Source organism: Actinosynnema sp. NPDC053489 (assembly GCF_044544865.1).
In the GTDB taxonomy this organism is placed as follows: Bacteria; Actinomycetota; Actinomycetes; order Mycobacteriales; family Pseudonocardiaceae; genus Actinosynnema.
Genome location: NZ_JBITXT010000008.1, coordinates 253,550 through 266,317 on the forward strand (window position 1 = coordinate 253,550; position 12,768 = coordinate 266,317).

At 73.7% G+C, this 12,768-nt stretch carries 10 protein-coding genes; 6 read left to right on the top strand and 4 right to left on the bottom strand.

Annotated elements, in window-relative coordinates:
* Positions 1-7: 7 nt before the first annotated feature.
* Positions 8-1,339, bottom strand: a complete 1,332-nt coding sequence (locus tag ACIGNX_RS20850) for a glutamine synthetase family protein (protein WP_396542308.1) — start codon at positions 1,337-1,339, stop codon at positions 8-10.
* A 36-nt stretch (positions 1,340-1,375) separates the two neighbouring features.
* On the opposite strand from ACIGNX_RS20850, the gene ACIGNX_RS20855 reads away from it, so the two are divergent.
* From ACIGNX_RS20855 to ACIGNX_RS20880, 6 genes are all read left to right on the top strand, one after another.
* On the top strand, positions 1,376-2,476 hold the full coding sequence (locus ACIGNX_RS20855; protein ID WP_396542309.1) for an amidohydrolase family protein: 1,101 nt from the start codon (positions 1,376-1,378) through the stop codon (positions 2,474-2,476).
* 40 nt (positions 2,477-2,516) lie between these two features.
* On the top strand, positions 2,517-3,800 hold the full coding sequence (locus tag ACIGNX_RS20860; protein ID WP_396542310.1) for a DNA polymerase IV: 1,284 nt from the start codon (positions 2,517-2,519) through the stop codon (positions 3,798-3,800).
* Between the two features lie 196 nt (positions 3,801-3,996).
* Entirely contained in the window at positions 3,997-4,638 is a 642-nt protein-coding gene (locus ACIGNX_RS20865; protein WP_396542311.1) for a Crp/Fnr family transcriptional regulator, read from the top strand.
* An 84-nt stretch (positions 4,639-4,722) separates the two neighbouring features.
* On the top strand, positions 4,723-4,986 hold the full coding sequence (locus ACIGNX_RS20870) for a hypothetical protein (protein ID WP_396542312.1): 264 nt from the start codon (positions 4,723-4,725) through the stop codon (positions 4,984-4,986).
* A gap of 166 nt (positions 4,987-5,152) precedes the next feature.
* Complete coding sequence (locus ACIGNX_RS20875; RefSeq protein ID WP_396542313.1) at positions 5,153-6,208, top strand: hypothetical protein; 1,056 nt, start codon at positions 5,153-5,155, stop codon at positions 6,206-6,208.
* An 897-nt stretch (positions 6,209-7,105) separates the two neighbouring features.
* Entirely contained in the window at positions 7,106-7,489 is a 384-nt protein-coding gene (locus tag ACIGNX_RS20880) for a DUF3040 domain-containing protein (RefSeq protein WP_396542314.1), read from the top strand.
* A gap of 99 nt (positions 7,490-7,588) precedes the next feature.
* Here the strand turns inward: ACIGNX_RS20880 and ACIGNX_RS20885 are convergent, their stop codons facing one another.
* Genes ACIGNX_RS20885 through ACIGNX_RS20895 form a run of 3 tightly spaced genes read right to left on the bottom strand, consistent with a single transcriptional unit; the run spans position 7,589 to position 12,383 of the window.
* Positions 7,589-10,024, bottom strand: coding sequence for a DUF3488 and DUF4129 domain-containing transglutaminase family protein (locus ACIGNX_RS20885; protein ID WP_396542315.1), 2,436 nt, complete (start codon positions 10,022-10,024; stop codon positions 7,589-7,591).
* Complete coding sequence (locus ACIGNX_RS20890; RefSeq protein WP_396542316.1) at positions 10,025-11,290, bottom strand: DUF58 domain-containing protein; 1,266 nt, start codon at positions 11,288-11,290, stop codon at positions 10,025-10,027. It abuts the gene before it with no gap.
* A 1-nt stretch (position 11,291) separates the two neighbouring features.
* Positions 11,292-12,383: an AAA family ATPase gene (locus ACIGNX_RS20895; RefSeq protein ID WP_396542317.1), complete on the bottom strand. Its 1,092-nt coding sequence runs from the start codon at positions 12,381-12,383 to the stop codon at positions 11,292-11,294.
* Between the last annotated feature and the right edge of the window lie 385 nt (positions 12,384-12,768).

Consider the following 12,768-nt stretch of genomic DNA (forward strand, 5'->3'; position numbering starts at 1 on the left):
CGGCCCCTCAGTGCCGCCAGCGGGTCAGCGCGGCGACCTCCTCCGGTGAGCAGTCGGCGAACCGGGCGATCTCGCCGCGCCGCACGTCCGCGATCGTCTCGGCCAACTCCGCGCCGAACGCCTCGGTCAGCACCTCGTCCGCCTCGAACGCCGCCACGGCCTCCTCCAGGGACGCCGGCAGGCGCGGCGCGCCGGGCAGCGACGCCGGGTCCACCCCGACCGGTTCGGGCAGCCGCGCCCGGTCCACGACCCCGGCCAGCCCGGCCGCCATCGTGGCCGCCACCACCAGGTAGGGGTTCGCCGACAGGTCGAAGCACTTGACCTCCAGGTCGCGGCCCGCCACCAGGCGCAACGCCGCCTCCCGGTTCTCCAGCCCCCACACCGCGAACGCGCCCGCCCAGTGGTGGGGCACCAGCCGCAGGTAGCCGGCCACCGACGGGACGCCGATCGCGCACAGCGCCGGCAGCCGCCGCAGCACGCCCGCCGCGAACGCCTCGGCGTCCTCGGTCAGCCCGAACCAGCCGTCGCCGCCGTCGAACAGGTTGCGGCCGCCGCGCCACAGGCTCAGGTGCAGGTGACCGCCGTTGCCGACGCCGTCGGCGGTGACCTTCGGCGAGAACGACGCGCGCAGGCCGTGCCGCAGCGTGATGGCCCGGATCGTCTCCCGGACCAGCACCGACGTGTCGGCCGCGTGCACCGGGTCCTCGGGCGTGGTGGACAGCTCGAACTGCCCCGGCGCGTACTCGGGGTGGAACTGCAGCACCTCCACGTCCTGCTCGGCCAGCGCCGACAGCAGGTCCGCCGCGTAGTCGGACAGCTCGACCTGGCGGGCGTGGCCGTACGCGGGCCCGGTGGCGGCCGGTCGGAACTCGTCGGTGTCGCCCTCGCCGACGACCCACTCCACCTCGAAGCCCGCCTGCACCTCGTAGCCGTGCACCATGAGCCGGTCGGCCACCGCCCGCGCCAGGCCGCGCTCGTCCTGCGGGTGCGGCTCGCCGTGCTGGTCGAAGCGGTCGGCGGGCGCCCACGCCCAGCCGGGCTGGCCCGCGAGCACGGTGAGCCGGTCCAGGTCGGGGCGCAGCCGCAGGTCGCCGACCGGGCCGCCCGCGTGCCGACCGGCGACCACCGTGTCGTCCAGCAGGAAGGCGTCGAACACCGGTGACGCGCCGACGCCGTCCGCGGCGGCCCGGGGCAGCCCGGCCAGCGGCACGGACTTCACCCGGGTGATGCCGCTGTGGTCGACCCAGGTCAGCGCGACCGCCACGACGTCCTGCTCCAGCAGGTCGTCCACCAGTTCGGCCGCCAGCGCGCGTCGGTGCTCCCGCTCCGCGTTGTCCACCTGGCGTGGTTACACCAGGTCGTTACTGTTCAACAAGTGGACCACTTGCTGCCCTGGGTGGCGTCGCTGCACCTCGTGGACCACCACTGCCACGGGGTGCTCGGCGCGGACCTGGACCGGACCGGCTTCGAGTCGCACCTGACCGAGGCCGACTCGCCGTCGCCGCTGGGCACGTCGCTGTTCGACTCGTCGCTGGGCCTGGCGGTGCGGCGCTGGTGCGCCCCGCTGCTGGACCTGCCCACGCTCGCGCCCGCCGACGCCTACCTGGCCCGGCGGCGGTCGCTGGGCGCGGCGGAGGTGAACCGGGCGCTGGTGTCGGCGGCGGGCATCTCGACGTTCCTGGTGGACGACGGCGCGTGGCCGGAGGGGTTGGTGGGGCCGGCGACGTTCACCGGTTCGCGTGAACTGCCCGTGCTGCGGCTGGAGCGGTTGGCGGAGGACGTCGTGCCCGAGGGCGCGTCGGGGTTCCCGGAGCGGGTGCGGGCCGGGCTGGACGCGTCGCGGGCGGTCGCGGCGAAGTCGATCGCGGCCTACCGGGTGGGGTTGGAGCTGGACCCCGCGCGGCCCTCGGACGCCGAGGTCGTCGCGGCGGCCGACCGGTGGCTGCGCTCCGGCTCGCCGCGGTGCGCGGACGAGGTGATCAGCCGGTTCCTGGTCTGGGAGGCGCTGGACCGGCGGCTGCCCGTGCAGTTCCACGTCGGCTTCGGCGACGCGGACCTCTCGCTGCACCGGTGCGACCCGCTGCTGCTCACCGACCTGCTGCGGGCCACCGCGCCGCTGGGCGTGCCGGTCATGCTCCTGCACAACTACCCGTTCCACCGCAACGCCGGGTACCTCGCGCAGGTGTTCCCGCACGTGTTCGTGGACCTGGGGCTGACCACGCACGCGGTGGCGCACCAGGCGAGCCGGGTGCTGGCGGAGGCGCTGGAGATCGTGCCGTTCGGGAAGTTCCTGTTCTCCACCGACGCGTTCGCGCTGGCCGAGCTGTACTACCTGGGCGCGCTGTTCTTCCGCCGCGCGCTGTCCGATTTCCTGTCCGCGGGGTTGCGGGGGCATGCTTTCGCGGTGGCGGACGCCGAGCGGATCGCCCACCTGATCGGGTGGGAGAACGCGCACCGGGCCTACCGCTTGGAGTAGAGTCTCGAACGGGTGTTCGGCTCTGGATTGGGGTGGGTCTGTGGGCCGCAGCGCCAACCTCCCGCGCGGCCTGGTCGAGCGCTTCCGCGCCCGCGGCGACGTCTGGCCGGACGACACGGGCTGCCCGATGCTGCACGTGGACATGGACGCCTTCTACGCGTCGGTCGAGATCCGCGACCGGCCCGAGCTGGCGGGCAAGCCGGTGGTCGTGGGCGGCACGGCGAACCGGGGCGTGGTCGCGTCGGCCAACTACCTCGCCCGCGAGTTCGGCGTGCGCTCGGCGATGCCGACCTCGCACGCCCGCAGGCTCGCACCGCACGCGGTGTTCGTGCCGCCGAACTTCGCCCGCTACCAGGAGGTCTCGCGCGGGGCGATGTCGATCTTCCGCGACATCACGCCGCTGGTGGAGCCGCTGAGCCTGGACGAGGCGTTCCTCGACGTCAGCGGGGCGCTGAAGCGGCTGCGGTCGAGCCCGGCGCAGATCGCCGAGCTGATCCGGGAGCAGGTGGAGCAGGCGCACGGGATCACCTGCTCGGTGGGCGTGGCCCCGACGAAGTTCCTGGCCAAGCTCGCCTCGGGGATGTGCAAGCCGGACGGGATGATGGTCGTGCCGCGCGCGGAGGTGCTGTCGTTCCTGCACCCGCTGCCGGTGTCGGCGCTGTGGGGCGTGGGGCAGCGGACGGCCGAGCACCTCGAGCGGGTGGGCCTGGAGACGGTGGCGGACGTGGCCGCGACGCCGCTGCCGCGCCTGCGCCGGCTCATCGGGGTGGCGCTGGCCGAGCACCTGCACGCGTTGTCGCAGGGGCACGACGACCGGCCGGTCGTGCCGTCGGTGCGGGAGAAGTCGATCGGCGCGGAGGAGACCTTCGAGGTCGACCACTTCGACCGGGAGCTGCTGCGCCGGGAGCTGCTGCGGCTGTCGGAGCGCTCGGCGGCGACGCTGCGGGCGCGGGGGCTGCGCGGGCGCACGGTGTCGATCAAGGTGAGGTTCGCCGACTTCACCACGATCACCCGGTCCAGGACGCTGCGGGTCGCCACGGACGTGACGCAGGAGGTCTACAAGACGGCGTCCGCCCTGCTGGAGGAGCAGGTGCCGCCGGGTGCGGTGCGCCTGATCGGGGTGCGGATCGAGCAGCTCGTCGAGGGTGACGACGGGGAGCAGCTGATGTTCGACGCGCCGGAGCGGGGGTGGCGCGAGGCGGAGCAGGCGGCCGACCAGGCGCGGTCGCGGTTCGGCACGGCGGCGGTCCGCCCGGCCTCCCTGCTGAGCCAGGGCCCGAGCCGGTCGGGCCTGCGCGAGCCGAAGCCGGACCGCGAGGGCTGAACGGGCGGTCCGGTCGCGGTGCCGGGGTTCGAGTCGGCCGGGCGTGCGCGAGCCGAGGCCGGGGCGCGGGAGCCGACGGGTGGCGGTCTCCCCGGCTCGCCCGGCGTTCGGCATCCCGTCCCCCGTGGTCGAGCCGTTCGGGTGGTCGCGGGCGTGATCGCCGTCGTGGACGACGATCACCCGGCACAGTGGGGGCGTGGATCGGTTCTGGGGTCTGCTCACACCCTCCGAGCACCAGGTGCTGACGGCGACGGGTGTCGAGCGCGACTACCCCTCCGGCACGGTGGTCGTCCACGAGGGCGAGGTGACCAGGCACGTGCTGATCGTGCGCCGCGGCCTGCTGCGGGTGACCGCGACCACCGCGAACGGCAGCGAGAAGGTCCTCGCCGTCCGGGGCGCGGGCGACATCGTGGGCGAGCGGTCGGCGGTGGACGGACGGCCGCGCTCGGCGACGGTGCGGGCCTTGGGCGCGGTGCGGGCGCTGGTGCTGTCGGCGGGTGCGTTCGCCGGCCTGTGCCAGCGGTACCCGCGGATCGCGTGGTCGGTGCTGACCGTCGTGGTGGCGCGGCAGCGCGACACGGACCGCCAGCGGGTGCAGATCAGCGGCACGGCCACGCAGCGCGTCGCCGCCGTGCTGATCGACGTGGCGCTGGAGCGGGGGATCGCCGACCAGGGCGCGGTCGCGTTGAGCCAGGAGGAGTTGGCGGGCATCGCGGGAACGTCCCGGGAATCGCTCGTGCGGGTGCTGCGCGTGCTGCGGGAGGAGGGGATCATCAGCACGGGGCGGCGGAAGATCGACATCCACCGGGTGAGCCGCCTCTACGACTTCACCAACTGATTCGCCGTTGTGCGTCATCTGACGCAGAACCCGCGCTCCGAACCCCCTACAAATAAGGCATCAGCCGAGTTCAGAGGGGGAGTCATGAACCAGATCGAGGAGCGTGCCAAGTCCCGCGGGCGGTTCACCGAGCGCCTCGTCGCCACCCTCGCCTTCACCGCCGTGATGCTCTGGGCGGCCGTGGTGGTCGTCGTCAAGGCCGACGTGGACGGCGTGGTCGCGCTGGCCGTCTCGTTCGTCCTGTCGGGGGGTCTGGTCGCGGTGTACGACGCCTGGCGCGAGCTGCGCTCGGCCCGCCGCGAGGAGACCGACGTCGAGCTGCCGGACGAGGACCTGGTCCGCCTGTAGACCACGCGGCGGCCAACGAGGGGTGGCCGCCGTGCTCCGGGGCCTCCCGCAGACGGTCGGGTCTGCGGGAGGCCCGTTCTCGTGGAGTTGTCCACAGCCCGACGAGTTGTCCACAGTTCGCGATCTCCTCCTCGCCCACCCGACCCATCCGGTCGACAGTGGACCCATGCGAACCACGAACCGCACCACGATCGACCTCGACGCCCTGGCCGACCTGTTCCCCCAGCGCGTGGCCACGGCCTCCGAGCTGCTGGCGCTGGGCCTGCCGACCGCCGAACTGGTCGCCCGCTGCCGGACCGGAGGTCCCTGGCAGCACGTCCTGCCCGGCATCCTGCTGCTGGCCCGAACACCGCCCACGAGGGCGCAGCTCGTGCGCGCGGCCCTGCGCCACGGCGGCCCGCAGGCCCTGCTGACGGGTGTGGACGCCCTCCAGTTGCACGGCCTGCGCGCCCTGCCCGCCACGGGCCCGGTCCACGTGCTCGTCAACCGGTCCCTCGAACCGACCGCGAAGGTCCGTGCGACCCGGGTGCGCCGTTTACCCGACCCGGTGCTGCGCCGGGGTTTCCTGACGGTGCCGTTGGCGAGGGCGGCCGTGGACACCGCCAAGGCGCTGCGCGCGCGTGACGACGTGCGCGCGGTGCTGACGGAGGCGGTCCGCCACGGCGGTGTGCCGGTGGGGGAGCTGAGGGTCGGCCTGGCGAGAGGCCCGGAACACGCCAGGCAGGTGCTGGCGGAACTGTCCGACGGCGTGCGCTCGGTGCCCCAGGCGTGGGCGAGGGCGGTGCTGGACGAGCTGCCCCTGCCACCACCGGCCTGGAGCGCCTCACTGACGACCCCCGACGGCCGCCGCCTGGGCGTGGCCGACGCCTGGTGGGAGGACCGGGGCCTGGCCTGGCAGTTCTCCGCGGCGACCCCGCGAACGGCCGCCCTGTCCGCCGCCGGGGCGGTGGTCGTGCACACCACCCCGGCCCTCCTGCGCCACTCCCCGGCGGCCGTCGCCCAAGACCTGCTGGAAGCCGCCGCGCGGGCCACCAACCGCCGGAAACCGACCACCACCCCCACGCACCACCGCCGTCGAAGGCCCAGCGACGCCGACCACCTCCGACCACCGACCCCTCACCGACAACCCGCAGTTCCCGCTTCGGCCCACACCCCCGGGCCAACACCCCTCGGGCCACACCCCGGCCATGCCCGCCCCCCGACCGCTCGGCCGACTTCCTAGAGGAGAACCACCAGTCCTCGAACCGAGCGGTCCACCGGGCCCACCCGAAGCCCCGACACCGGTCCGCGCAGCACCAAGGTCCGCCGGAGCGGACGCGCAGCCGGTCCGACTCCGATCGCTCGACCGGACCGGTCGAGTCCGGCCGCGTCGGATCGGGTTGACCGCTCGAGCACTGCCGGTCGAGCACTGCCGGTCGAGCACTGCCGGTCGAGCACTGCCGGTCGAGCACTGCCGGTCGAGCACCGCCGGGTTCGTCGGGCGGTGGGGCGGCGCTCGCCAACCACCACCCCACCCCTGCCGAGAAAGGAGCGAACCCGGCATGGCCACCCATGGTTGATGTCAAGGCCGATAATGGACACAAGCGGCAGTCGGTTCGATACGGACAGTGAAATGACCTTCGAAGGTCTGCTTCGTGGTCCCGTACCGGTCCGCCGAAGAGTCTTCGTGCGGCCTTCGCGAGGGCCTCGAATTCCGGTCCTGCGGCTGTGATTTCGATCTCGGTCGTACCGCGGCCCGCCGAGCGACCGCAGTCACGCACCGTGAACGGACGGGTCCGAAAGCGGGACGGCTCATGACCTACGCGCGGCACGGGCGCGTCAGAAGGGCGCAACCTGGCAGTCACGAGCCGGTCATCACCCGCGCGGGTGGGTGAACGAGGGGGCTGTCCGGGGCCTTGACAGTCGCCCCCGCCGAGGCCCGCCCGACCTCACGGCGGCCTGACCGTTGACCCGTGAGGATGATGGTGACAGAACGAACCGCTTAGGGGCACGGACTGGGTAGTCGCCAAGCCTCCCGAATCGTATCCTGGTCGTGACGCCCCCAGGGCGGGGCGTCCGCCGGGACCGGCGGCAACCGTGATTACCCGGCGCCCGCGACCGCTGTGCCGGAGGAGGAGCCATGCCACTCTCCGAGCACGAGCAGCGACTGCTCGACCAGATCGAGCGCGCGCTCTACGCCGAGGACCCGAAGTTCGCATCCACTGTGCGCGGTGCCAAGCTGCGCAAGCCGTCACGACGGCGTCGCATCCAGGGCATCGCGTTGTTCGCCGTGGGTGTGGCACTGCTGGTGACGGGCGTGATGTTGCCGAAGCTCGCTGGTATCCCGGTGGTGAGCGTGGTCGGCTTCCTGTTGATGTTCTTCGGCGTACTGCTCACCGTGACGACGCTGCGTCGTGGCGAGCAGGGTGCCGAAGAGCCCAGCGAGCAGGGAAGCCGGCCCAGCCGCAGCTCGTTCTCACAGAAGATGGAAGAACGCTTCCGTCGCCGTTTCGAGGACGAGTAGTCCGCGACAGTCAGACCCGCAAGGCAGAACAACGCACACGGCCCGCCCCGGACTCCCGGGGCGGGCCGTGTGCTTGCCGCCCGTGTGCTTGCCGCCCGATCACTCGTCCGGGTCCTGCTCCACCGGCTTCGGCTGGAGCACGGACCGCGGCAGGACCTTCGCCTTCAAGGCCAGCGGCGCGTTGCGGTTCAGGCTCTGGCGGACGTCGTCCACCGCGCCCGGCAGGGACGGGTCCGCCGCGGTCCGCGTGCTGTACCACGACCGCTCCACCGCGCCGACCACGGCGCGCAGCCCGTCGCGCCCCTGCTCGTCCAGGTTGTGCGCCCGCACCAACCGCCGCGCCGCCACCCGCACGGTCTCCGTGCGCGGCACCCGCGTGCCCCGGTCCACCGACTCCGCGACCAACTCCTGCCACGCCGCGCCGGCCGCGTCCGGCCCCAGCGCCGCCACCGTCCGCAACCGCTGCTGCCGCCGCCAGACCCGCACCGCCGCGGGCGTCGCCGCCACCAGCACGACCAGCAGCAGCACCGCCACGAACCACGACAGCAGCGCCACCGCCAGCGCCAGCGCGACCGCCCAGGCGACCAACGCCCCCGCCAGCACCGCCGGCCGCAACCACCGCGGCCGCGTCAGCCGCACCCCGCCGAACACCACCACCGCCGTCGCCAGCAACGCCAGCAGCGCCACCACGCCGAGCGCCACCAGGTGCCACGTCGGCGTGCGCTCCTCGGTCGCCGTCGTGCCGCTCTGCCCCAGCTGCTCGGGCGTGGCCGACGCCGACGCCGACGGACCGGCGGACACCGTCGTGGTCGTGGTCGTCGTCGCGCTCGCGCTGGAGCCGTCCTCCTCGTCGTCCGCTTCCAGGCCGGAGATGTACGGCGGGGTCACGCCGCGCCCGTCCGACAGCGGCGTGGGGTCGAACGTCATCCACCCGTAGCCGGGGAAGTAGATCTCCACCCACGCGTGCGCGTCCTGCGACGTGATCGTCTGCACGTCACCGGTGGCGTAGCCGGCCGTGAAGCCCAACGCCACCCGCGCGGGCATGCCGACCGACCTGGCCATGATCGCCATCGCCGACGCGTACTGCTCGCAGTAGCCCTTCTTGCCGTTGAAGACGAAGTCCTCCAAGGCGCCCACCGACGTGTCCGAGTTCTCCGTCTGCGTCGTGTACTGGAAGCCCTGCGTGCCGTCGGTGAAGTACCGGTACAGCGCGGTGGCCTGGTCGAACCGGTTGTCGTGCTCGGCGACGATCCGGCGCGCCAGCGCGGCGACCCGGCCCTCGATGCCCGGAGCGTCCAGGTACGACTGGTCGACGTCCGCCTGACCCCTGGCCCGGCGCAGCGTGTCCGCCGACGGCGTGTCGAACACCGTCTTCAGCGTGTACGAGCCGGACTTGCGCGCCCGCACGCTGTAGATCATCCCGCGCTCCGGGTCGTACCTCCAGTTGTCCTCCGCGCCCTGGACGCCCCGCGGCCTGCCGTAGACGGGCAGCCAGTTGTCCACCCAGTTCACCGGCTCGATCTCGACGTCGGCGACCGCGCCGTCGCCCGGGTCGCCGGGCTGCATGGGCAGCTGACCGTTCGCGGGCACGCCCTCGGGCATGTTCCCGCCCAGCTCCCAGCCCTTGTTCGGCACGTACTGGCGCAACGTCATCGCCCGCAGGTAGGCCGACGTGCCGGGCATGTTCCGCACCCGGAACAGCTCGCGCGGCGCGCCCTGGTTCAGCATGCCCCGCAACTGCGTCATCGGGTCGATGCCGAGCCCGCCGGTGCCGCCGCCGACCTCGTCGCCGGTGCCCGGCAGCCTGCCGACCGTGCCGACCAGCGTCAGGCTCGCGCCCGCGAGCAGCGCCACCACCACGGCCAACCCGGCCACGGCCGTCGCCGCCGGACCCGACCCGCTGTGCCCGCCGCCAGGCAACCTGCCGCGCCACGCGTCGTGCCGGTGCTGCCCGTCCACGGCCAGGAGCAGCGCGAACGCGCCCGCGCCGAACACGAACGTCCACAGCGGCAGCATCTCGTCGGCCAGCGACGCCGGCACCGCGAACACGCACAGCAGCACCAGCCCGGACGCGGCGGGCGCGGCCAGGCCGACCGCCAGGGTGTCCACGAGGATCGCGACCAGCCCGATCGCCACCATCACCAGGCACCGCATGGCCGGGCTGTCGGGCACCGGCGGCACCCCGGTCTGCACCTCGGTCATCGCGTCGCCCAGGACCACGACCAGGTCCTGCAACGACTGCGGGCCGGGCAGCACGATCAGCACGCCGCTGCGGGTGAAGATCGTCACCAGCAGGCACGCCAGGGCGAGCACCTGCCCGAGCCCGACCAGCGGCGCGGGCAGCCTGGTCGCCCGCAGCAGCACGCCCGTGCCGCCCACCACCGCGATCGCCACGGCGAGGTACACCAGCCACAGCACGCCGTCGATCACGCTGGACAGCGCCGTCGCCGCGCAGAGGGTGGCCAGGCCGGCGACGGCGGGCGTCGCGCTCACCACCCAGTTGCCGTTGCCCGCCGCGGCCGTCCTGCCGGTCACCTAACCCACCTCCGTGCGCACCACGGGACCGCGGTTGCCCGCGCTGTGGCACAGCTCCTGCCAGACCTGACCCATCGACGTCGACGGCCGCGCCACCACCACGCCCCACCCGGCGCCGCCGAGCAACCGCTGCGCCTCCACCGGGTCGGGCGCGGGGTCGTCCGACGCGGACGCCCACGCCCCGACGTCCATCACCACCGCGAGGCTGCGCATCCCGCGCGGCCGGTTGCGGACCAGCGAGTCCACGACGGCGGGCGTGCTGCCGCCCAGGATCGCGATGACCTCCTGACCCGCGCCGGGGTCCACGCCCGCGGCGAGTTCCCGGCGGTGCGACGGCGGCAGCGCGGCCAGCGCGTCCAGCACCACCGCGTCGCTGTACCCGCTGTCACCCGGCCCGCCCGCGAGCACCCGGCCGTCGTCGCCGACCAGGCGGACCTGGTGGCCGTACCGGTGCAGGTGCAGGCAGATCGACGCGGCCAGCGACACCGCCCACTCCAGGCTCGCACCGGGACCGGTGCCCCGGTGCGCGGTCAGCCGGTGGTCCAGCAGCACGGTCGTGCCGCCGCGCCACGGCCGCTCCTCGACGCGCACCATCAGCTCGTCGCGGCGCGCGGTCGAGCGCCAGTGCACCTTGCGCAGGTCGTCACCGTGCCGGTAGGGCCGGACGACCGCGTCGTCCTCGCCCTGGCCCGCGCGCAACCGGATCGACCCGTCGTCACCCGAGCCCATGCCGGAACCGGTCGGCAGGCCGGTCAGCCCGACGACCCGCGGCACGACGACCAGCCGGCTGCGGCCAGCCATCTCCCGGTCGTACTCGGCCAGGCCGAACGGGTCGGTGATCCGGGCCATCAGCGGACCGACCTGCTGCACACCGCGCATCACCGGCTTGAGCTGGTACCGCAGCACGGTCACGACGTTGCGCGGCAGCCGTTCCACGACGAACCGCGGGCGCGCGCCCAGCGCGTACGGCACCGCGTCCTCCAGCAGCAGCCCGCCGGTCGGCAGCCGGCCGGCGCTGCGCAGCTCCACGCGCACGTCCGTCGCCGAGCCGACCTGGACCCGGCTGGGGTGCAGCACCCGGTTGGCGTGCAGGCCGACCCTGGCCCGCTGCGCCAGCCAGGCCGCCAGCAGGGGCAGCGCCACCACGAACGCCGCCACGCGCAGCAGGTCGCGCTCGTTGAGCACGACCGCGCACACGCCGGCCGCGAAGCCCGCGGCCAGCAGGCACCGGCCCCGGGTGGTCAGGCCCGACAGGGCGCCGCGCATGTCAGCGGTGGTTGTTCGGGTTGGCGTTGTGCGGGAAGTGCCCGGCCCCGTCCAGCGCCGGCTGCGGCACCGGGACCCGCTGCACCAGGTTGCGCACCAGGTCCGCCGGTGACCGCCGGGCCGCCTGCGCCTCCGCGGTCGGCACGAGGCGGTGCGCCAGCACCGGGACGGCCACCGCGTGGATGTCGTCGGGCACCACGAAGTCGCGGCCCGCCAGCGCGGCCTGCGCCCGGGCCGCCCGCACGAGCTGCAACGTCGAGCGCGGCGACGCGCCCAGCCGCAGCTCGGGCAGCCGCCGGGTCGCGCCCACCAGCTCCACCGCGTACCGGCGGACCTCCGGTGACAGGTGCACCCGCCGCACGACCTGCACCAGCCGGAGCACCTGCTCGGCGTCGGACACCGGGCGCAGGTCGGCCAGCGGGTCGTGGCCCGCGTGCTCGTCCACCATCGCCAGCTCCGCCTGGGGGTCCGGGTACCCGATGGAGACCCGCGCGGTGAACCGGTCGCGCTGGGCCTCGGGCAGGGCGTAGGTGCCCTCCATCTCGATCGGGTTCTGGGTCGCGATCACCATGAACGGCGAGCCGAGCGGGTAGGTCTGCCCGTCCACCGTGACCTGGTGCTCCTCCATGCACTCCAGCAGCGCGGACTGGGTCTTGGGCGAGGCGCGGTTGATCTCGTCGCCCACCACGATGTTGGCGAACACCGGGCCGGGGCGGAACTCGAAGTCGTTGTCCTGCCGGTTGTAGATCGAGACGCCGGTGATGTCGCTGGGCAGCAGGTCGGGCGTGAACTGGATGCGGCTCACGGTGCAGTCGATCGACCGGGCCAGCGCCTTGGCCAGCGACGTCTTGCCGACACCGGGCACGTCCTCGACCAGCAGGTGCCCCTCGGCCAGCAGGGTGACCAGGGCGACCCGGACGACGTCCGGCTTGCCCACGATGACCTTCTCCACGTTGGCGGCGATCCGCCCGACCGCGGCGTGCAGTTCCCCGAGCGCTTCCTCCGGGCGGGCCGGTGCGTGGCCGACCCCCGGCGCGCCGCCGCCACCGTAGGAGTGTTCTGGCAGCGCGGCTGGCTGTGTACTCGGAGTCACTCGACCTCCTGGAGCAGGGCGCGGCCCTACCGCGACCGGTTCGCGGTGGCGGCGAGCGTTTCACGCAGTGTGTCAAACCGGGGCTAAGCGCCCCACGTCGATTGAACAGTTTCAGGCCCGCGGTTTCCACGGGCCCGCGCGCCGGCGTCCCCACCCCTCCCCGCCACGATCCCCCACCACGGCGGCGGGCGGACCGGTTTTGCCCGATTTCGTTGCGCCATCCGGGTGGAGATCGGGCCGGTTCAGCTCACTCGCGGAGGTGGTCGCGCGTCGCTTCCCCCACCGCGCTCCACGCCGGTCATCTTCGTTCTACCTGCGTAAACGCTTCGGCGCAGGGCGGGCGAGCACCCGTTTCAGCGTTGACTGTGGTGAAAAGTGGGGTACT